The sequence below is a fragment of the uncultured Christiangramia sp. genome, assembly GCF_913046405.1.
GTDB lineage: Bacteria > Bacteroidota > Bacteroidia > Flavobacteriales > Flavobacteriaceae > Christiangramia > Christiangramia marina.
Genome location: NZ_CAJWRQ010000029.1, coordinates 1 through 21284, shown reverse-complemented (window position 1 = coordinate 21284; position 21284 = coordinate 1). Strand labels below are relative to the sequence as shown.

Sequence of the window (21284 nt, the reverse complement as noted above, 5' to 3'; positions counted from 1 at the left end):
GAAAATGAAAAAATTCAACATATATTTTCTGGGACTTCTATCCGCTTTATTTGTGTTCGCTTCTTGTGAATACGAAGGAATAGATCCTATTACAGAAGTAGATCCAGGTCCAGATCAGGGAGCTCCGCAAGTGACTATCATGTCTCCGGCAGATGGAAATGTAATCAAGGTTATAGACGAAGTATCCAGTATCGTGATCAAATTTGGAGTAGAAGACGATATTGAAGTTGCTATGATTGAGGTACTGGTGAACGATAATGTGATCACTACCATGAGTGAATTCATGGATTACCGAATTGTAAATCGTGAAGTTGTTTTTGATAATGTAACCAACGGAGAACATACTGTAACGGTTAGAGCAACAGATCTTGAAGGGAATGTAACATCCAAGACAGTGAACTTTAGTAAGGAACCACCTTATACACCAAAATTCGAAAATGAGCATTTATATATGCCGTTCGATGGTGATTATGTAGACCTTATTACGCTTCAAAGTTCTGATGTAACCGGAGATCTTAGTTTTGCGGGAGAATCTTTCGGAGGATCGAATGCTTTTACAGGATCACCAGACTCGTGGTTAGAATTTCCTTTTAATGGTTCTGTGGGAACTGAATTTACAGCGGCCTTTTACTATAAAGTAAGTGGAGATCCTTCTCGAGCAGGGATATTGGTAGCCGGAGCAGACGAAAATCGTACTCAGGGATTCAGATTATTCAGAGAAGGAAGTGCTGATGAGCAAAGAATTAAACTGAATATAGGAACCGGAGCCGGTGAAAGCTGGAACGACGGTGGAGTCATAGATGTGAATGCCGGAGAATGGGTACATGTAGCCTTTACGGTGACAGAATCACAATCTACCATTTATCTTAACGGTGTCGCTATGAATACCGGGAACCTTGCTGCGCCTATCGACTGGACAGGAGTTGAGCAACTTACCATTGGTGCTGGTGGCGAAACCTTCAGTTACTGGGATCATAAGTATGACAGCAGTGCACTTGATGAATTAAGAATTTTTGACAAGGCGCTTAGCCAGGATGAAATTTCTAATCTAATCAATGCTTCTGCGGAAACTTTGAGTCTTTCTTTTGATGGAAATTATCAGGATGCGGCAAGCAATCGTGAAATTACTGCGGTTGAAAATCCAGGTTATGCTGGTGAAGCTGCTGTTGGATCGAATGCCTATGCTGGTGCCGCAGATTCTTATTTAACTGCTTCTACGGAAGGGCTTACGTCTTCACAATTTAGTGCCACATTCTGGTACAAGGCAGACGCAACGAACGATCGCGCTGGAATTTTAACGATGGCTGCTGCAGACTCAGAAAATCCTGATGCTCAGAATAATCGTACCAAAGGTTTTAGGTTATTTAGAGAAGGGAATGCTGAAGAACAACGTATAAAACTCAACGTTGGGACCGGCGATGGCGAAAGCTGGAACGATGGTGGAGTAGTAGACGTAACCGCTGGAGAGTGGGTGCATGTAGCTTTCACCATTTCAGAAACTGAAAGTGTTATCTATCTTAACGGCGAAGCTGTAAATACAGGTACTCTTGCATCACCAATAGATTGGACAGGAGCAGATCTTCTTTCTATCATGTCTGGAGCTCCAAGATTTACCGGCTGGGGTCACCTTGCCGATACCAGCTATATGGATGAGCTAACATTCTTCAATAAAGTTCTTACTGAAGATGAGATCGAATCTATGATGGCTCAGGAATAATTTGTTTACAGGCTTCGGAGTATCACTCCGAAGCTTTTCTTAAATCCACATAATCATTAATTCCTGATTTAAAATTTCAAAATTTTGAACCAGATCAAAGCTTTATTATGCTCAAAATCAAAATTCCGTCGGTTTTTCTTCTTCTGAATATCCTGCTTTTTACAGCATGTTCAGACGATTCTGGGCCAGGGTATCAGGAACCTTATAACCCAAATCCAGATCCAACAGATGATGATGTGGCCGAAGTTTCTTCGCTTACAGATGAAGAATTGCTGGATATGGTACAGGAAACAACGTTCACCTACTTCTGGGATTTCGCGGAATCAAATAGCGGCATGGCAAGAGAGCGTTCTCAGGATAATGCTTATGGTGGAGATGCTCCTAATATCGTAACTACTGGTGGTACAGGATTTGGATTAGCCTCTTTTCCTGCAGCAGTTGAACGTGGCTGGATTAGTAAAACTGAAGCTCAGGATCGCGTGATAAAGATTCTTGATTTTCTGGAATCGGTTCCAACTTATCATGGTGCATTTTCTCACTGGTATATGGGAAACACCGCTCAAACTAGAACATTTGGTGAATTTGATGATGGAGGTGATCTAGTAGAAACAGCATTTTTAATACAGGGTTTGCTTATTTGTCGTGAATATTTTGAGAACGATGAGATCGATTCTAGAATTACGAGTCTATGGGAAGCAGTTGAATGGGATTGGTATACTCAAGAAGAAAATACACTTTACTGGCACTGGTCACCAAATTTTGCCTTTCAAAAAGATCTACAGATCAATGGATGGAATGAATCGCTGATTGTTTATGTGCTGGCGGCTTCTTCTCCCACGCATTCTATAGAACCTGTAGTTTACACAAATGGCTGGGCATTGAATGGAAATATGGTCAATAACCGTGAGCATTATAATATCAATCTGCCGCTAGGTCCATCATATGGCGGACCTCTATTTTTCAGTCATTATTCCTTCATTGGTCTGGATCCAAGAAACCTGGAAGATCAATACGCTAATTACTGGGAACAGAACACAGCACATACATTGATAAATTATGAGTACGCCGTTACGAATCCCAAGGATTTTGAAGGCTACGGACAGAATTCGTGGGGCCTTACAGCCTCAGATTCTAAAGATGGATATGCCGCTCATAGCCCTACGAATGATTTGGGAGTGATTACTCCCACTGCGGCATTATCCTCTTTTCCTTATACTCCGGAAAAGTCAATGGCAGCATTACGTTACTTCTACGAAGAATTAGGAGATGATCTTTGGGGAAATATGGGCTTTTATGATGCTTTTTCTGAAGAATATGACTGGTATGCCGATGGTTACCTGGCGATCGATCAGGGACCGATTATTGCCATGATCGAAAATTATCGAACTGGCCTGCCATGGCAACTTTTTATGCAGAATACTGAAATTCAGAATGGTTTGGATAAACTGAATTTCAGCTATTAAATTTTTGAATGGAATGAAATTGAAATATCTACCCTTACTAATTTTTTCAATGGTCCTTTTTGTTTCCTGTAAAGAGGAAGGGAAACAAGAAGATAAATTAATTGCTGAAAATAGAGCTGAAACCCAAAAGCTATCTGAAGCTGAATTATTAGACACGGTTCAAAAGCAAACCCTGAAGTATTTCTGGGATTTTGCGGAACCAAATAGTGGGATGGCTCGTGAACGGTATCATCCGGACGGCAATTATCCTAAAAACGATAAGCATGTGGTTACTACCGGCGGAAGTGGTTTTGGGCTCATGGCGATAGTGGCAGGAGTTGAAAGAGGTTTTATTCCGAAGGATTCGGCTTTGGCGAGACTAAACAAAATTGCAGATTTTCTTGATGCCGCTCCAAGATTCCACGGCGCCTGGTCACACTGGCTCAATGGAGAAACAGGTGATGTACAGGCTTTCGGAGAAAAGGATAATGGAGGCGACATCGTAGAAACCTCATTTCTTGCGCAGGGCTTTATAGTGGTACGTGAGTATTACAAAAATGGAACTACAGAGGAAAAAGCAGTGGCTGCTAAATTCGATAAACTCTGGAAAGGCATAGAATGGAACTGGTACACCAACAATAAAGATGGTATTTACTGGCACTGGTCTCCTGAGTATGAATGGGAAATGGATTTTTTGATCGAAGGTTATAATGAATGCCTAATCACCTATGTTCTCGCGGCTTCAAGTCCTGAATACGCTATAGATGCTGAGGCTTATCATAAAGGATGGGCGAGAAGCGGAAATATTAAAACAGATGCGGAAGCTTACGGATTTCCTCTTATTCTGAAGCATAACACCCGAGGCGACCTGGGAGGGCCGCTATTCTGGGCACATTATTCTTATTTGGGCCTTAATCCAAAAGGATTGAGTGATCGGTACGCGAACTACTGGGATTTAAATCGAAATCATACGTTGATTAATTACGAATATACCCTGGAATATGCCGATAGCGTTGATACTTATAGCGAAAACTCCTGGGGTTTAACTGCCAGCTATACCAGAAATAAGGATAATTCTACAGGTTATACCGCCCATTCACCAGATAACGACCGTAAGGTGGTTTCTCCAACCGCAGCGATAAGTTCCATTCCTTATACTCCGGAAAAGTCTTTGGCAGCTATGCGATACTTTTTCGAGGAGCAAAATGATGTGCTTTGGGGGCCAGCCGGTTTTTATGATGCTTTCAGTCTCGAAGATGAACCCTGGGTGACCAAAAAATATTTAGCCATAGATCAGGGACCGATGGTGGTCATGATCGAAAATTATCGTTCCGGACTTATTTGGGATCTCTTTATGCAGGCTCCGGAAGTTCAGAATGGATTAAAAAAACTCGATTTTCAATTTAGCAATCAAAATATATGAAACTCAAACTGACACTTTTAGCATGTTTCTTCAGCTTAGTAAGTTTTGCTCAGGATAGATCAGAATATAAAAAGGAGCATTTCATTTCAGGAGCCGACACTTTAAACTATCGTATTCTTTTTCCGAAGAATTTTGACAAGAAAAAGCAATATCCACTACTTCTGGTTCTTCACGGTGCTGGTGAACGCGGGAATAACAACGAATCTCAACTGGTACATGGTGGTGATTTGTTTCTAAAAGATTCGGTTAGGGAGCAATTTCCGGCAATTGTCATTTTTCCTCAGGCTCCAAAAGATGATTACTGGGCGAGAGTGGAAGTAAATCGCGACGTCAAACCTTTTGAATTCGATTTTAAAAATAAAGCTGAAAGCACCCCGTCCTTGAAACTCGTCATGGAATTAATGGAAGAAATGAAGCAAAAATCATTCGTGGATGATCATCGCTTATACGTGGGTGGATTGAGTATGGGTGGAATGGGAACTTTTGAAATCATTTTCAAAAAACCAGAATTGTTCGCAGCGGCATTCGCCATTTGTGGAGGTGCCAATACAGAGATCGCACAGGAGTATCCCGATAATTTTAATATCTGGCTATTCCATGGCGAAAAAGATGATATCGTGCTTCCAAAATATTCAAAGTCAATGGCACGCGAGATCAATCATTATGGTGGAAACGCGAAGCTTTCTTTGTATCCAAATGATAATCACAATAGCTGGGATTCTGCATTTTCAGAACCTTATCTACTACCATGGCTTTTTTCATTCAGTAAAAACAGTTCAAAATAAAAGCATTTCAAGCTAAGATCTAATGACAGGTTTCAGAAAATTATCTACCACGATATTAGTACTGCTTTCAGGGTTTCTGATGGCACAAGACAACCTGCCAAAAACTTATTGCAACCCGTTGGATATCGATTATACTTACATGGTTTATAATTCCAGTAAGAATCTTTCCTATAGATCTGGCGCAGATCCGGCGGTGATCGAATATCGTGGGGATTATTTTATGTTCGTCACCCGTTCTTTTGGATACTGGCATTCTAAAGACCTGGTAAACTGGGAATTTATTAAGCCAAAACAGTGGTATTTTGAAGGTTCCAATGCTCCTACAGCCTTCAATTATAAAGATTCGCTGGTTTATTTTGCCGGTGATCCAGCTGGATACGGAAGTATTATTTATACCGATGATCCTAAAAAAGGGGAGTGGCAACCGGTCGCTTCGATCTCAAATAATATTCAGGATTCGGAATTGTTTATTGATGACGATGGAAAAACTTATTTGTACTGGGGGTCTTCCAATGTGCATCCGCTCAAAGTGAAAATGCTGGACAAGGATGATAGGTTCCTGGAAACCGGTGTTCAGAAGGAGCTCATTAATCTTGTTGAAGAAGAACACGGATGGGAACGTTTCGGGGAAAATAATTTCCATCCAACCTTGAAAGAAGGTTATATGGAAGGAGCTTCCATGACCAAGCACGATGGTAAATATTACCTGCAATATGCTGCGCCCGGAACGCAATTCAACGTATATGCAGATGCCGCTTATGTGGGCGATACTCCTCTAGGTCCTTTTAAATACATGAAAAATAATCCTTTTAGCTTTAAGCCGGGAGGATTTACCAACGGAGCAGGCCACGGAATTACGGTAAAGCAAACCAATGGTCAATACTGGCATTTTTCAACCATGGCGTTGGCTTCCAATTCTCACTGGGAACGCAGACTGGCTATGTTTCCAACCTATTTTGATAAGGAAGGGCTGATGTATTCTAATACCAGTTACGGGGATTACCCACTTTTTGCTCCAGATCATCCAACAAAACCGGGTGAACATACGGGCTGGATGTTGCTTTCGTATCGTGGAAAAACTACGGTTTCGTCTTCACAGCTACAGGTGCGCAAAAGTACGTCGGAAGACGGACAATACGATATTGAAGAGATTGAGGTTATTCGAGATGAGAATGATCAAATTACTACACCTTTATTGACCGATGAAAGTCCGAAATCTTATTGGGTAGCAGAAGCGAATGACGACAAACAATGGGTGCAAATTGAACTGAAATCTCCAGGCGATATTTATGCGCTTCAGCTGAATTTTCATGATCACGAATCTGGAATTTATACCAGAATTGAAGGCTTAAAACATCAGTTTACCATTGAAACTTCCGAAGATGGAAAAAATTGGGAGATGCTTATAGATCGCAGCGACAGTCATAAAGACGCGCCAAATGCTTACCTGAGACTAGAGAATCCGAAGAAAGCAAAATTTGTTCGATACAATAATATCTCTGTGCCCGGGAATAACCTGGCTCTTTCAGAAATTAGAGTTTTCGGGAAAGGCTATGGCTCAGCTCCAGGAAAAGTGAAGAATTTCAAAGTTACAAGAGAACAAGATCGCAGAGATGCCTCTTTGAGCTGGGATAAAGTGAAAGGCGCTCAGGGTTATAATATTCGCTGGGGTATTGCTCCAGATAAACTTTACCATTCCTGGCTAGTTTATGAAGACACAAACCATTTTATGCGAAATCTTGACCGTGATACTGCCTATTATTTTAGTATCGAAGCTTTTAATGAAAATGGAATTTCAGAAAAGACCCAAATTATAACTGTAGAATAACCGAAAATTAAATTTAGAAAAGAGAAGTAATGAAGAAAGTCTATTTATCCCTGCTATGTTTTACCCTGTTTGGAATATCGATACAGGCGCAGGAACGCATTCCGGAGGTAGAAGAAATTCTATCCAAAATGACGCTGGAAGAGAAGATCGGGCAACTGAATCTTGTGACTCCCGGAGGTGGAGTTGCCACCGGCGCGGTAGTGAGCAAGAATGTAGAAGATAAGATCAAAGAAGGAAAGGTTGGAGGACTATTTGGTGTTTCAGGGCCAGATAAGATCAGGATCGCTCAGGAATATGCGGTAAACGATACCCGCCTGGGAATTCCGTTACTAATTGGTTCTGATGTGATTCATGGATATAAAACAACATTTCCGATTCCGTTGGGAACTGCTTCCAGCTGGGATATGGACCTGATCAAGCAAACTGCTCAGGTTGCTGCCACTGAAGCTACTGCAGATGGAATCAACTGGAATTTCTCTCCCATGGTTGATATCGCTCGCGATCCGCGTTGGGGTAGAATTGCTGAAGGAGCCGGAGAAGATCCCTATTTAGGTAGTCAGATTGCAAAAGCGATGGTAGAAGGTTACCAGGGAGAGGATCTTGCTTTGCCAAATACAATGATCTCTACCGTGAAGCATTTCGCGCTTTACGGCGCTGCGGAAGGCGGAAGAGATTATAATACTACCGATATGAGCAGGTTAAGAATGTTCAACGAATACCTGCCACCTTACAAAGCGGCATTAGATGCAGGTGCGGCCAGTGTTATGAGTTCTTTCAATGACGTAGATGGTATTCCGGCTTCCGGAAACAAGTGGTTGCTTACCGAATTATTGCGTGATCGCTGGGGATTTGACGGTTTTGTAGTTTCAGATTACACTTCTGTAAATGAAATGATCGCTCATGGTCTGGGAGACCTGCAGGCAGTTGCCGCTTTATCTTTAAAGGCAGGCCTTGATATGGACATGGTTGGGGAAGGTTTCCTGACGACTCTTGGAAAATCTGTAAAAGAAGGAAAAGTTTCAGAAGAAGAGATTACGACTGCTGCCAGAAGAATTTTGGAAGCAAAGCATAAATTAGGGCTTTTTGAAGATCCTTATAAATACCTGGACAGCAAAAGACCGGAAACTGATATTCTTACTCAGGAACACCGGGACCTTGCCAGAAAAGCTGCGCGCGGTTCTTTTGTACTTCTGAAGAAACATCAGGATGCATTGCCAATATCAAAATCGGCTAAAATCGCGTTGGTTGGTCCTTTGGCTGATAATAAGAATAATATGCTGGGCACCTGGGCGCCAACCGGTGATCCATCCCTTTCGGTTTCGATTCTGGAAGGTTTTAAAAATGTAGCGCCGGAAGCAACCATTTCTTATGCGAAAGGAGCGAATATTTCTAACGATACAAGTTTTGCCAAAAAGGTAAATGTCTTTGGGCCGCTTATCATGATTTCTGAAAAATCTGCGGAAAGTATGCTGGAAGAAGCACTGGCAGTAGCTGAAAAATCGGATATTATTATCGCTGCCGTTGGAGAAGCGACAGAAATGAGTGGAGAAGCGGCGAGCAGAACCGATATTAAGATTCCCGAAAGTCAGAAGAAACTTATCCGTGATTTGGCGGCTACTGGTAAACCGGTTGTACTCGTTCTAATGAGTGGAAGACCTCTGGATATTTCTGAAGAAATGGACCTACCAGTGAGTATTTTACAGGTATGGCATCCTGGAGTGGAAGCCGGAAATGCTATTGCCGATGTTGTTTTTGGAGATTACAATCCTTCCGGAAAAATTACTGCTTCTTGGCCAAGAAATGTTGGGCAGATTCCAGTCTATTATTCAGTAAAAACTACAGGAAGACCGGCACCTTCCGAAGATTTTGCCAAATTCAAAACCAATTACCTGGATGCGAAAAATTCAGCTTTGATCCCATTTGGTTACGGTTTGAGCTATACAACTTTTGAGTATTCTGATGTAAAAGCTGATCAAAAGGAGCTTTCAAAAGATGGAACGATTAGCCTGAAAGCGAAAGTGACCAATGCCGGAAATTACGATGGAGAAGAAGTTGTGCAGCTTTATATTCATGACAAGGTGCGGAGTGTCACTCCGCCGGTAAAGGAACTAAAAGGTTTTCAGAAAATAAGTCTGAAAAAAGGCGAGTCGAAAACGGTCACTTTTGAGATCACAGAAGAAGATCTTAAATTTTATAATTCTCAACTGGAATTTGTTGCAGAACCGGGAGAATTTGAATTTTTCATTGGAGGTTCTTCCGCTATAGAAGCAGCAGGTAGCTTCAATTTAAAAATTTGATATCATATTAATTAAATCAAAGAATTATTAACCACCATCTAAACCAATTTTTATGAGAGTTTCAAGACAAACATCCAGATTTAGCTATGTCTTCCTCATTTTCGCGGCCATGCTTCTGGCATTCACAGCTTGCGAAGACGATGACATTCAAGAACCACAACAAGCGATCGCATTAGAACTCGACTATGCGCATATGGTGGTTGGAAATGAACTAACGCTGACTCCGCTAATTAGAAATTTTAAAAATACTTCTAAAGAGTACGAATGGTCGGTTTCAGATTCGACCGTGATTGAAATCGTATCTGTGGCAAATAATTTTGCAGCAACGGTAAGAGCCATTGGGGAAGGGAGTGCAACAGCAACTATCAATTCTTTAGACGGAACTGAGGAAGCCAGTACTACGATCGAGACGAATTTGATACAGGAGTCTGAAGTTAGATTGCCGGCTACCATTACCGCTTATACTCAATCTACGGTTAGCATTGTTCCGGATTTCAATCTCGTAGATAGACCAACCAGAAATTACACCTGGTCTGCAAATCCAGAAGGTATCGTCTCTATTGAAACCGACCCGGAAACCTACGCTATCGAGATTCAGGGATTACAGGTAGGTACTACAGAGCTAACCATTTCTTCTGATGATGGGGGAGTTGTGGGTACTACAACCGTCACTGTAGAAGACGAAAATGATGGAGTTCTGAAAATTCTCGCTATTGGAAATAGTTTTTCTGAAGATGCCTTAGAATCTTATTTATATGGACTTGCTGATGCAGCAGGCGAAGATATCGTGATTGGAAATCTTTACATTGGTGGTGCTGAACTAGATCTTCATGCGCAAAATGCCACTGAAAATAATGCAAATTACAGCTATAGAAAGGTCAATGCGCAGGGTGCAAAAAATACCACGGCAGATGTGGCGATCTCTACGGCATTGAATGACGAGAACTGGGATTATATCAGTTTTCAGCAGGTGAGCCAAAAATCTGGACAATATGAAACCTTTGTAACGCCATTAACTGAATTATACGAATATGTAGTTCAAAATGTGGACAACGCTGATACTAAATATTTGCTTCACCAAACCTGGGCATATTCTGAAAACTCTACTCATTCCGGATTTGTAAACTATGATAATGACCAGATTCAAATGTATGAAGCTATCGTTGATGCTTATGATCAGGCTGGTGAACTTATCGACGCGAATAACGTTGTTCCTGCCGGGACTGCCATTCAGAATGCAAGAACTAGTTACATTGGTGATAATTTCAATAGAGATGGTTATCATTTAAATGAAATAGGAAAATATACTGCCGCAAGTACATGGTTCGAGATCCTTTTTGGTCAAAGTGTAGTGGGTAATAGCTATGTTCCAGAAGGCTTTGTACCACTGGATGCTGAAATCGCTCAGCATGCTGCTCACGAAGCTGTTCAGAATCCAATGATGATCACCGAGCTTACCGACTATCAAACTGCAGGAGGATCTGGTGTTATAACTAAGAATGTATTGATTGATTTTGCAACAGCTTCAAATTCTGCAGGATGGAATGGTTTAACCAGTTTTCTTGAGGATGCTACCATACCAAATCTAAAGTATGAAGACAATGAGTTTACTGGAATTGAGCTGAAAGTTACAAGCAGGTTTAACGGACAAAATACTGCAGGAGAGACTGTCACAACAACAGATTTAAATATGCCAGCAGAAGTTTCTGGAAATTCTTTCTACGGGAACTCGAAAGGTGAATGGGCAGGATTATTAATAGAAAAAGGTGTGCTTAAGCTAAGCGGGTTTCAGGACGATAGCACTTATGAATTCTGTTTCTTCGGTTCGAGAACGGCCAGCGATAATCGGGAAACGCTTTACACGGTGATAGGAAGTAATACCGGTTCAGCAGCATTAAATGCCGCGAGTAATACTGATGAGGTTGCCTGCGTTCAGGGAATTCAGGCAGATGCAAGTGGAGAGATCATGATTGAAGTTACTTCAGGAGCTAACAACGACAACGGCAATGGTTTCTTCTACATAAATGCTATGAGAATAGCTCCGGAAGAATAAGAAAGAAAGAAAGTTGATTTCCACCCAATTTAAATCGTAAGTTTTAGTTTGTTGGCCCCGGGTTTAGGTTTTTGGTCCCGGGGCTTTTTTATTGAAATCTGTTGATTTCTAGCCGAGTGGATATGCTGATGATTTATACGGAATTGTTTTAATAGTATTACTTCATTTTCCTTCTATGATTCTATAGTGTTTTCTTGTAGAAAATTTTATCTTCGCTGCATAATTTTTCAGTCATGAGTTTACAGGAAAAAGTAATGGTCGAAATGAAAGCGGCCATGAGAGCTAAAGATAGTATGAAATTAGAAGCGTTACGCGCAATCAAAAGCGGAATTCTTTTAGCAAATACTGAATCTTCTTCTAAAGATGGACTTTCTGAAGACGAAGAAATGAAGTTATTGCAGAAACTTGTGAAGCAGCGAAAGGATAGTGCTGAAATATATAAGGAGCAGGGTAGAGAAGATCTTGCAGAACCTGAATTGGCTCAGGCAGCTGTTATCGATGAATTTCTTCCGGAACAATTGAGCGAAGCTGATATTGAAAAAGAGGTAGATCAGGTGATCGCAGAAACTGGTGCAAGCGGAATGCAGGATATGGGAAAAGTAATGGGTGCTTCTACGGCGAAATTAGCTGGTAGAGCAGATGGAAAGACTATCTCAGCAATCGTTAGAAAAAGACTGAATAAATAAAATATTAATGGCCCCGTGGCGCAACTGAATAGCGCATCAGATTTCGGCTCTGAGGGTTGCAGGTTTGAATCCTGCCGGGGTCACAAGAAGAATCCGTAGAGCATTTGTTTTACGGATTTTTTATTTCCATTACTTTTTTAGCAAAGTACTTTAATTGTATATAGCTATAGAAGCTTACATCTGCTCAAATTTTTTAGAAGTAAAACTGATGAGTATACATATAAAAGCCAGATCGGATATTGCAAACCGACCCTACTCGGTTTACAAATCCATATGATCTGGCATTTTATGATGAATGAAAAATTATAAATCCTTCAAATCAAATTCACTGCAATGTATAAAAGTTTCAACATTCAAATTATGGATAACCGTAATTGAATAGCGATGCTTTAGATAGCTGCGTACTATCTATTCATGCATACGAAAATATACAATATTGTGAATTATCAATCTGAATCATCTGCCTAATTACGTTAATCATATTCCTCAGCTCCAAAGATCCTTTGTCCTTCTTGTGTCATAAATTAATAGATTCCAACACAGGCTTAAAATATTATTAAGTTACCTGAATACTCTCCAGAAAATTTTGATTTATTTAGACAGTGGCGTTAAACATTCTATAAATAGTTTTCGAAGCCTTAGGTATCCGATACTTTAGCCATGAGATAAAAAAGCAAGTATTATGGCAGCATATTTTAATACCAACCAGTTGAGATTGACAATGAAAGAACTGGTAAAGATTTACATGAGTGATTGTGAGGAATGTAACGAACTTTCTCAGGATTGTATGGATCTTTTAAGACACAATTTCCAGGCTGAATACGCAGTGTATAATAAACAAACGAAAGCCGTTGAAGTTGGAATAAATAAAAACGAGGATGATTTTAATAATTATCCCGAGATTGAAGTTTATTCATTTCCGATAAAAGAAATAGGTAAAAAGATTGATCATTCTTTCAAACATAATCAAGAGGACCTTGAGTTTTACGGTAAGCTAATTGGAAGAAAAAAAGGTCTTGGTTCCAATTCTGTGGTCTTAATGGACTAAGGTTCTAGACCGTTATAAATAAAAAAAAGTCGATTCATTTGAATCGACTTTTTTTTATTTACCTATATCATTCATGATCATCTTTGCATGAACTCTTGAGTTTTCAATAAACCATTTATGAGTTTCAGTACCCCCACAAATTACTCCAGCAAGATAGATTCCAGAAATGTTTGTTTCCATGGTTTCTGGATCATACTCTGGTATTTTTCTGCCATCGTCAGAAAGATTGATTCCAATATTTTGCAGAAATCCAAAGTTCGGCCTGTAACCGGTGAGTAATAAAGCAAAGTCATTTGGAATCGAAACTTCACCTTCATCAGTATCAATTATTACCTCTTTAGTTCTAATCTCTTTAATGCCAGCATTAAAATATGCTTTAATGCTTCCTTCCTCAATCCTATTTACAATATCTGGTCGTACCCAGTACTTCACTCTTTCTCCAATTTCTGGTTTCCGAACGATCATAGTCACATCACCACCTTTCCGGTAGATTTCGAGTGCAGCATCCACTGCAGAGTTACTTGCCCCTACAACAATTGTTTTCTGAGTTGCGTAGTAATGAGGGTCATTGTAATAATGTGAAACCTTTGGCAGGTCTTCACCGGGAACCCCGAGGTAATTTGGAATATCATAGAAACCTGTTGCGATGATTACTTTTGAAGTATGATATTCAGACTTCGTAGTTTTTACAATATGACCTGAACCTTCATTAGACTCCACTGCCGTAACTTTCTCGAAAAGGTGAATATTGATCTTATTAGCAACAGTGATTCTTCGGTAGTATTCCAGAGCTTCTCGCTTTCCCGGCTTAGGATTGTTACTAATGAATGGAATGTTATCCAGTTCCAGTTTTTCAGAAGTGGAAAAGAATGTCATATTCGTAGGGTAGTGGTATAGCGAATTCACCAGGCAGCCTTTTTCAAGGATCACATAAGAAATACCTTTTTTTTCTGCTTCTAGCGCACAGGCGATACCAATAGGACCACCACCAATAATAACCAGTTCGTAATTCTTGTTAGGAGTTTGCAATAGATCTTAGATTTTTAATGGTTCCAGGCTGATCATCAGACTTAAACACAAAACTACCTGCCACCAATACATCTGCTCCGGCCTTACTTAATTCCGCAGCATTTTTATCGGTAACACCACCATCAATTTCTATAAGTGTTGGAGCGTTGTTTGTCATGATGATCTCCTTCAATTTCTGTACTTTCTTAAAAGTATTCTCAATAAAACTCTGTCCACCAAATCCCGGATTTACGCTCATTATACAAACCAGATCAATATCCTTGATCACATCTTTTAATAGATCTACGCTTGTATGCGGGTTGATTGCCACCCCAGCTTTCATACCTTCAGCTTTTATAGCTTGCAGAGTACGATGCAGATGGGTGCATGCTTCGTAATGAACTGTAAGTATATTAGCACCTAATGCGGCAAATTCCTTAATATACCTATCTGGGTCCACGATCATAAGGTGAACATCGATAGTTTTAGTCGCGTGTTGAGAAATAGCTTTCAAAACCGGCATACCAAATGAGATATTTGGTACAAAAACACCGTCCATTATATCAATATGAAACCAGTCTGCTTCACTTTGATTGATCATTTCTACATCTCTCTGTAGATTCCCGAAATCTGAAGCCAGAACTGAAGGGGCAATAAGTGTTGTGCTCATTAATAATTTGTTGTGTGAGCTGCAAAAATAAGAAGAATTACAGGCTTTTAGAGCATTAGACGATAAATGCTTTTAGAATTTTAGCAACGGCATTTTTCGTTGGTTTATCCAGAACCTCCAGGTAATGCTCATAATTTTGAAGTCGGGCACTGCTATAGCGAGCGTCTTCTGAAATAAAATCACTTTTGTATCCATCAAAGGATTCTTTGTTAATCTCTTTTCCGAATAATTTGATAACATTAAAATGGCGGGAGTCATCCTTGATAGTTTCGTAAAGCTGAACAATCTGTTTTTGATCTCCCTCAATGATCTGGAAAAAGTTTCCTTCTGAATAGAGCAGTAGTCCGGTAATATTTTGCTTATTATTATTGTTTTCAGAATCATTTAGAATTTGTCTAATTTCTGTTTCTGAAAGACTTCTTTTAGCTGTGCTAACGTAACTTATGGCATATCGCATGATGAAAGTGATGATTTAATCTATTTAATAATATAAGTGTTTTACTAATCTCACCAAACCTCTAAGCTTTTTATTTTTTCCGAAGGAATTTTTCAGCCGACTTCGCTGCGTAATATCCTCCCATTCCATGAACTCCACCTCCAGGAGGTGTGGAAGAGGAGCCTATAAAAATCTTTGGATTTGAAGTAGCATATGGGTTGATACTCGCAATTGGTCTGGTAAATAACTGACTAATATCCTGTTTGCCTCCATTAATATCACCTCCAATTAAATTAGGATTTAAAGCTTGCAGTTCATTTGTCCTCATAGTGCATTTCGCAATTATACTTTCTTTAAAGCCTGGAGCTGCTCTTTCGATCTGGTTCTCAATTTGTTTAGAAACATCCTCGGTGTTTCCATTTGGAACATGGCAATATGCCCAGGCCGAATGTTTTCCTGCGGGAGCCCTGCTAGAGTCAAATACTGAAGGTTGTGCCAGCAAGACGTAAGGTTCGCTGGATAATCTATTTTCATGTGCCGCTGCTTCTGAATCTTCAAGTGATTCTTTACTATATCCAAAATGCACGGTTCCGGCTTTTTTGCAAATTTCGTTCGTGAAGGGGATAGGTTTGTCGAGAGCCCAATCCATCTTGAAGATACCGGCTCCATACTTATATTTTTCTAATCTGCTTCTGTAAGTCTTGCTGAGATCAGTATTCTTGATTTTCAGGATTTGTTTTGGAGTGAGGTCCAGAATGAAAGTTTTGCTCGAAGGCAATTCTTCAAGATCAGATACTGTTTGGTTCAGGTATATTTTACCACCCTGATCTTTATAATAAGAAAGGAGAGAATCTACGATCTTAACCGCCCCACCTTCAGGAAACGGCCATCCATGCCTATGGGCCAGAATATTCAATACCAATCCGAAAGACGAGGATACTAATTTTGAAAGTGGTAACGTGGAATGAGCAGCGGCACCATAAAAGAAGATCTTACTCTTTTCCTCTTTAAAGTAATGATCTACGGTAAATTTAGCTGATGGTAACGCCTTCAGACCAAATCTGAACATCATTTCCAGATTCTGTGGTAGTCGCAATGGAGCAAGTAAATCTTCTTCCAGTTCTGGCCATTTCTCAACAAAGTTTAAAAGTAGATCAAGATAGTTCTGTTCATCCTCTCCTAACTGCGCGGCAGTTTTACGAATATCCTTATAACAGCCAAAAGCAGTACCATCTTCGAAAGGATGTGCAAACGGAATCTCGGGATGTATCCATTTGAGTCCGTAATCTTCCAGAGGTAAAGTTTTAAAATAAGGAGATGCAAAGGCAAGCGGATGCACAGCAGATCCAAGATCGTGCTTAAAACCGGGTAAGGTAATTTCCTCTGTTCTGGCTGCTCCGCCAGGTTTCTCTGCCTGTTCAAATATTGCCGTTCTGTAACCTTGCTTCTGAAGATAGGTGGCTGCAGCCAGCCCGTTTGGACCACTTCCAACTATAATGACATCATATTCTTCGTTCATCAGGGTAGCTCGTTTTCATCAATATTCTCTAAATACTGTTTAAAAGTCTCTGTTCCGTAGGACTTTCCAATCATATCATGAGTGGTGATATATTTAAAATTTTCAAGTTTGTGTTTAATGTCTTCAGAAAATGAAGATAATAGTACACCTGCTTCAGCAATACTTTCGGGAACTTTTAGTGTCTTAGCATCAAATCTTTCAGCAATCATTTCAGCCATTTCCAACCGGGTATGAATTTCAGGACCACCTACTTCAATTAATTTGTCCCCAACTTCCAGTACTTCAGTAATGAATAGCGCAAGATCAGCCTGGTGCATGGAATTGGTTTTTGCTTTGCCGTCGCCAATTACCGGAACCAGTTTTCTTTTCGCCATAATCCCCAAATCGTGCAGGCCGCTAAATAATCCCACTGGCCGAATGATCGTATAATCAAGATCTGAGGTTTCTAAAGATTTCTCAAAAAGTCTATTAGAGCCGGGAAGGCTCATTTTCTCATTTTCCTCAGCACCCAGAATCGAAACATATATAAATCTATCAACCTGATTCTTTTCTGCATCTTCAAGAATTTTTTTGTTGGTATACAGATCTGTTTGATAGAATGATGAGTCGTTTTTAGTAAATAGACTCACACTATTCCCAAGTGCAGAAATCACAATATCTATATCCTCAGCGATACCGGTAAAGTCATCCTCGTTTCCAGCAATAAAGATGTCGGTACTGTACTCTTTTAACTTTTCAGCTCCTTCACTGGAACTGGTTTGCAGTCTGAGCGCTATACCGGCGTTTTGACTCAATAACTTGCAAAGTTCCATGCCTAATACTCCCGAAGCTCCTGCGATTAATACCTTTTTCATGATTAGAATTCTTTTTGAATAGAATTTAAGAACAAAATCATGGATTAGAGTAAACCGGAATTAGATTAACAAAAATTTATTCTGGTATAGAAAAGAAAAAACCCCGGTCATCACTCCGGGGTCATTCATCAATCAAAAAACGAACAGTTATTCTCATAACGGGTCATCACTCCCGTCACTAAACTGTTGTCATCTTAAATATTTTAACCAAGATAAGTTTTTAAAATCTTACTTCTGGAAGTATGCTTTAATCTTCTAATAGCTTTTTCCTTGATCTGGCGTACTCTTTCTCTAGTAAGATCAAAAGTCTCGCCAATTTCTTCCAGAGTCATGGGATGTTGATCACCAAGTCCAAAATAAAGTCTGATCACATCAGCTTCACGCGGAGTAAGAGTTTCCAATGCACGCTCGATCTCAGTTCTAAGAGACTCATGTAGAAGTTCCTTGTCTGGATTTGGAGATTCACCTGAGCGTAGTACATCATACAGGTTCGAATCCTCACCCTCTACAAGCGGAGCATCCATGGATACGTGACGACCAGAATTCTTCATTGATTCCTTTACGTCATTAATTGTCATATCCAGCTCTTTAGCAATCTCTTCAGCACTTGGCGGACGCTCATGTGACTGTTCAAGGAAAGCAAAAGTTTTATTGATCTTGTTTATAGATCCAATTTTATTCAATGGAAGACGAACAATACGAGATTGCTCAGCTAATGCCTGCAGGATAGATTGACGAATCCACCATACGGCGTAAGATATAAATTTAAAACCACGAGTTTCATCGAAACGTTTCGCAGCTTTTATAAGTCCTAGATTCCCTTCGTTAATAAGGTCAGGAAGGGTCAATCCCTGGTTTTGATATTGTTTGGCTACAGAAACAACAAAACGAAGGTTCGCTTTGGTTAATTTCTCCAGCGCGCGGTCATCTCCCGCTTTAATTCTTTGTGCCAGTTCCACTTCTTCATCAGCCGTGATCAGGTCCACTTTTCCAATTTCTTGCAAATACTTGTCTAACGAAGCGGTTTCACGATTGGTAACCTGCTTCGTAATCTTCAGTTGTCTCATCTATCTCTCTTGGATTTTAATTGTGCATAGGGTCTCTGTGTAGTTATACGTAAGAATTCCAAAAAATGTTACAAAAAGTTTTAAAATATTTTTCCGGGCGTTGCACTTCGTGCCGGGCTTTACGCTGCTAGTCCTCGCTCCTTGCAGTCGCTGTGGGCTATTCGCTACAATCCCTAACGCAAATTCTTACATAAAATAATTTTAGAAAAACCTTTGGGTAGGTCTGCAGGAAGTTGAAAACCTTACAGGCTAGAATCAAAAAAGCCCGGATTTTCCGGGCTTTTTTTATTAAGAAGAGAAAAATTATTCTTTGTCTTCTCTTGGTTTTCTATCGTCACGACGATCGTCTCTGCGATTATCACGGCCTCGGTTATCACGAGAACCACGATTATCTCTATCTCTGGATCCACGATTATCACGTTTGTCATCTCTTGGTGGTCTTGCTACGTAACCTTCAGGTTTTTCAAGCAATGCCTTACGAGAAACTTTGTCTTTTCTGGTTTTAGGATCAAGGCCAAAGTATTTCACATCAATCACATCACCCATTTTAAGAACATCGTTCACGTCATTGGTGCGTTCCCATGCAAGCTCAGAGATATGAAGTAATACTTCATTTCCTGGCGCATCCATATATTCCACAACAGCTCCAAAATCAAGGATTTTGATCACTTTCACTTCGTATACGCTACCCTTTTCAGGTTTGAAAGTAATAGATTCGATCTTTGCAATAACTTTATCAATTCCTTCCTGCTGAGTTCCTAGGATTTCAACAACACCTTCTTCTGTAACCGGATCTTCATTAATAACGATCGTAGTTCCAGTTTCTTTTTGAAGTTCCTGTATCACTTTTCCACCAGGTCCAATCAATGCACCAATGTATTCGTTAGGAATTCTTCTGGTGATGATCTTAGGAGAATGAGCTTTAACTTCAGTATTTGCGGTTGGAATAGTCTCAGAAAGTTTCTCAAGAATATGAAGTCTACCGTCTCTGGCCTGTTTCAATGCAGCTACCAGGATTTCATAAGAAAGTCCTTTCACCTTGATATCCATCTGGCAAGCCGTAATACCGTCTACAGTACCTGTAACTTTAAAGTCCATATCACCAAGGTGATCTTCATCTCCAAGAATATCAGAAAGTACTGCGTAGTCGTCACCTTCAGAAATTAATCCCATGGCGATACCTGAAACTGGTTTCTTCAATTGAACACCCGCATCCATCAATGCCATTGTACCGGCACAAACTGTAGCCATAGAAGAAGAACCGTTAGATTCCAAAACTTCAGATACAACACGTACGGTATAAGGACAATCTGCTGGGATCATTCCTTTTAATGCTCTTTGAGCAAGGTTCCCGTGACCAACCTCACGTCTCGAAGTACCTCTAATTGGGTATGCTTCTCCAGTTGAGAAAGGAGGGAAGTTATAATGTAAATAGAAAGTTTCTTCTCCCTGTTGCGTTGGAAGATCTACCTGGTTAGCTTCTCTTGAAGTACCTAAAGTAACTGTTGCCAGTGCCTGAGTTTCTCCACGAGTAAATATTGCTGAACCGTGTGTAGATGGAAGGTAATCTACCTCACACCATATTGGTCTGATCTCGTCGGTTTTTCTACCGTCTAATCTGGTTCCTTCTTTAAGAGTTACGTCACGAACTGCCTTCTTCTGAGCATCGTTGAAGTAACCGGAGATCATTTTACCTTTTTCTTCTAACTCTTCTTCAGAGAACATCGCTTTCACTTCTTCTTTTAATTCAGAAAAAGCTTCACTTCTCTCTTTTTTGCTGGTACCGCTTTTAGCGATATCATATGATTTCTGGTAGGTAGCATCAAGAATTTTCTTCTCAATATCTGCATCTGTTGCAGCTACTTCGTATTCTCTTGGTTCTTTCTTTCCAAATGCCTCAGCAAGTTTTACCTGAGCCTCACACTGAATTTTGATAGCTTCATGTGCGAATTTAATCGCTTCAGCCATCTCTTCTTCAGAGCATTCGTCAAACTGTCCTTCTACCATCATTACAGAATCTGCAGAAGCTCCAACCATGATATCCATGTCTGCTTCAGCAAGTTTCTCTCTGCTTGGATTAAGAACGAACTCTCCATTAATTCTTGCTACTCGAGCTTCAGAAATTGGAGTTTCAAAAGGAATATCAGATAATTGGATAGCTGCAGAAGCTGCCAATCCTGCTAGTGCGTCTGGCATAACATCATCGTCATGAGACATTAGCTGGATCATTACCTGAGTTTCAAATTTGTAGTCTTTTGGGAATAGTGGACGCAATACACGGTCTACTAAACGCATTACCAAAATCTCTTCATTGCTTGGTCTCGCTTCTCTCTTGAAGTAACCTCCAGGGAAAAGACCTGCAGCTGCAAATTTTTCACGGTAATCCAGTGTTAGTGGAAAGAAGTCCATGGTAGTAGGCTTGTAAGAAGATACTACAGTACATAGTAACAT

Annotated in this window: 16 protein-coding genes and 1 tRNA gene; 10 read left to right on the top strand and 7 right to left on the bottom strand. The window is 40.2% G+C overall.

Translation table 11 applies throughout. The annotated features are described in order from the left end of the window. Window positions 1-4 precede the first annotated feature (4 nt). From QZ620_RS05710 to QZ620_RS05665, 10 genes are all read left to right on the top strand, one after another. Window positions 5-1717: a LamG-like jellyroll fold domain-containing protein gene (locus QZ620_RS05710; RefSeq protein ID WP_295179910.1), complete on the top strand. Its 1713-nt coding sequence runs from the start codon at window positions 5-7 to the stop codon at window positions 1715-1717. A 107-nt stretch (window positions 1718-1824) separates the two neighbouring features. After that, window positions 1825-3180: a glucoamylase family protein gene (locus QZ620_RS05705; protein ID WP_295179908.1), complete on the top strand. Its 1356-nt coding sequence runs from the start codon at window positions 1825-1827 to the stop codon at window positions 3178-3180. Window positions 3181-3229: 49 nt separating this feature from the next. Next, entirely contained in the window at window positions 3230-4582 is a 1353-nt protein-coding gene (locus tag QZ620_RS05700; protein ID WP_295179906.1) for a glucoamylase family protein, read from the top strand. Next, window positions 4579-5367 carry a prolyl oligopeptidase family serine peptidase gene (locus QZ620_RS05695; RefSeq protein ID WP_295179904.1) on the top strand — a complete coding sequence of 263 codons (789 nt, stop codon included), beginning with the start codon at window positions 4579-4581 and terminating at the stop codon, window positions 5365-5367. The genes QZ620_RS05700 and QZ620_RS05695 overlap by 4 nt, the downstream gene beginning before the upstream one ends. Before the next feature lie 22 nt (window positions 5368-5389). Further along, a complete protein-coding gene (locus QZ620_RS05690; protein WP_295179902.1) occupies window positions 5390-7195 on the top strand; it encodes a family 43 glycosylhydrolase in 1806 nt (601 codons plus the stop codon). A gap of 29 nt (window positions 7196-7224) precedes the next feature. Continuing rightward, entirely contained in the window at window positions 7225-9492 is a 2268-nt protein-coding gene (gene bglX / locus QZ620_RS05685) for a beta-glucosidase BglX (RefSeq protein WP_295179900.1), read from the top strand. Window positions 9493-9544: 52 nt separating this feature from the next. Further along, window positions 9545-11545 carry a DUF4886 domain-containing protein gene (locus QZ620_RS05680; protein WP_295179898.1) on the top strand — a complete coding sequence of 667 codons (2001 nt, stop codon included), beginning with the start codon at window positions 9545-9547 and terminating at the stop codon, window positions 11543-11545. A 233-nt stretch (window positions 11546-11778) separates the two neighbouring features. Continuing rightward, the gene (locus QZ620_RS05675; RefSeq protein WP_295179897.1) at window positions 11779-12231 is read left to right on the top strand and encodes a GatB/YqeY domain-containing protein; all 453 of its coding nucleotides are present in this window, start codon (window positions 11779-11781) and stop codon (window positions 12229-12231) included. A gap of 9 nt (window positions 12232-12240) precedes the next feature. Continuing rightward, window positions 12241-12314, top strand: a tRNA-Arg gene (locus tag QZ620_RS05670). Between the two features lie 599 nt (window positions 12315-12913). Continuing rightward, on the top strand, window positions 12914-13279 hold the full coding sequence (locus QZ620_RS05665; RefSeq protein WP_295179895.1) for a hypothetical protein: 366 nt from the start codon (window positions 12914-12916) through the stop codon (window positions 13277-13279). Window positions 13280-13333: 54 nt separating this feature from the next. Here the strand turns inward: QZ620_RS05665 and QZ620_RS05660 are convergent, their stop codons facing one another. The 7 genes from QZ620_RS05660 to QZ620_RS05630 form a co-directional block, all read right to left on the bottom strand. Further along, window positions 13334-14308 (bottom strand): YpdA family putative bacillithiol disulfide reductase, encoded by a 975-nt coding sequence (locus QZ620_RS05660; RefSeq protein ID WP_295179893.1) that lies wholly within the window; start codon window positions 14306-14308, stop codon window positions 13334-13336. Further along, window positions 14295-14957 carry a ribulose-phosphate 3-epimerase gene (gene rpe, locus QZ620_RS05655; RefSeq protein ID WP_295179891.1) on the bottom strand — a complete coding sequence of 221 codons (663 nt, stop codon included), beginning with the start codon at window positions 14955-14957 and terminating at the stop codon, window positions 14295-14297. The genes QZ620_RS05660 and rpe overlap by 14 nt, the downstream gene beginning before the upstream one ends. Before the next feature lie 55 nt (window positions 14958-15012). Next, window positions 15013-15414 (bottom strand): BLUF domain-containing protein, encoded by a 402-nt coding sequence (locus QZ620_RS05650; RefSeq protein WP_295179889.1) that lies wholly within the window; start codon window positions 15412-15414, stop codon window positions 15013-15015. Between the two features lie 70 nt (window positions 15415-15484). After that, window positions 15485-16912 carry an NAD(P)/FAD-dependent oxidoreductase gene (locus QZ620_RS05645; protein WP_295179887.1) on the bottom strand — a complete coding sequence of 476 codons (1428 nt, stop codon included), beginning with the start codon at window positions 16910-16912 and terminating at the stop codon, window positions 15485-15487. Then, on the bottom strand, window positions 16912-17766 hold the full coding sequence (locus tag QZ620_RS05640; RefSeq protein WP_295179885.1) for an NAD(P)H-binding protein: 855 nt from the start codon (window positions 17764-17766) through the stop codon (window positions 16912-16914). Before QZ620_RS05640 ends, QZ620_RS05645 begins: the two co-directional genes overlap by 1 nt. Window positions 17767-17969: 203 nt before the next feature. After that, window positions 17970-18833 (bottom strand): sigma-70 family RNA polymerase sigma factor, encoded by an 864-nt coding sequence (locus QZ620_RS05635; RefSeq protein ID WP_011708302.1) that lies wholly within the window; start codon window positions 18831-18833, stop codon window positions 17970-17972. A 303-nt stretch (window positions 18834-19136) separates the two neighbouring features. After that, the coding region (locus QZ620_RS05630; protein WP_295179878.1) for a polyribonucleotide nucleotidyltransferase at window positions 19137-21284 on the bottom strand (2148 nt) is incomplete at its 5' end.

Bases quoted from the DNA above. Each gene is read 5' to 3' on its own strand.
- QZ620_RS05710 (WP_295179910.1), top strand. From the start codon at position 5: ATGAAAAAATTCAACATATATTTTCTGGGACTTCTATCCGCTTTATTT.
- QZ620_RS05705 (WP_295179908.1), top strand. From the start codon at position 1,825: ATGCTCAAAATCAAAATTCCGTCGGTTTTTCTTCTTCTGAATATCCTG.
- QZ620_RS05700 (WP_295179906.1), top strand. From the start codon at position 3,230: ATGGTCCTTTTTGTTTCCTGTAAAGAGGAAGGGAAACAAGAAGATAAA.
- QZ620_RS05695 (WP_295179904.1), top strand. From the start codon at position 4,579: ATGAAACTCAAACTGACACTTTTAGCATGTTTCTTCAGCTTAGTAAGT.
- QZ620_RS05690 (WP_295179902.1), top strand. From the start codon at position 5,390: ATGACAGGTTTCAGAAAATTATCTACCACGATATTAGTACTGCTTTCA.
- bglX (WP_295179900.1), top strand. From the start codon at position 7,225: ATGAAGAAAGTCTATTTATCCCTGCTATGTTTTACCCTGTTTGGAATA.
- QZ620_RS05680 (WP_295179898.1), top strand. From the start codon at position 9,545: ATGAGAGTTTCAAGACAAACATCCAGATTTAGCTATGTCTTCCTCATT.
- QZ620_RS05675 (WP_295179897.1), top strand. From the start codon at position 11,779: ATGAGTTTACAGGAAAAAGTAATGGTCGAAATGAAAGCGGCCATGAGA.
- QZ620_RS05665 (WP_295179895.1), top strand. From the start codon at position 12,914: ATGGCAGCATATTTTAATACCAACCAGTTGAGATTGACAATGAAAGAA.
- rpe (WP_295179891.1), bottom strand. From the start codon at position 14,957: ATGAGCACAACACTTATTGCCCCTTCAGTTCTGGCTTCAGATTTCGGG.
- QZ620_RS05650 (WP_295179889.1), bottom strand. From the start codon at position 15,414: ATGCGATATGCCATAAGTTACGTTAGCACAGCTAAAAGAAGTCTTTCA.
- QZ620_RS05645 (WP_295179887.1), bottom strand. From the start codon at position 16,912: ATGAACGAAGAATATGATGTCATTATAGTTGGAAGTGGTCCAAACGGG.
- QZ620_RS05640 (WP_295179885.1), bottom strand. From the start codon at position 17,766: ATGAAAAAGGTATTAATCGCAGGAGCTTCGGGAGTATTAGGCATGGAA.
- QZ620_RS05635 (WP_011708302.1), bottom strand. From the start codon at position 18,833: ATGAGACAACTGAAGATTACGAAGCAGGTTACCAATCGTGAAACCGCT.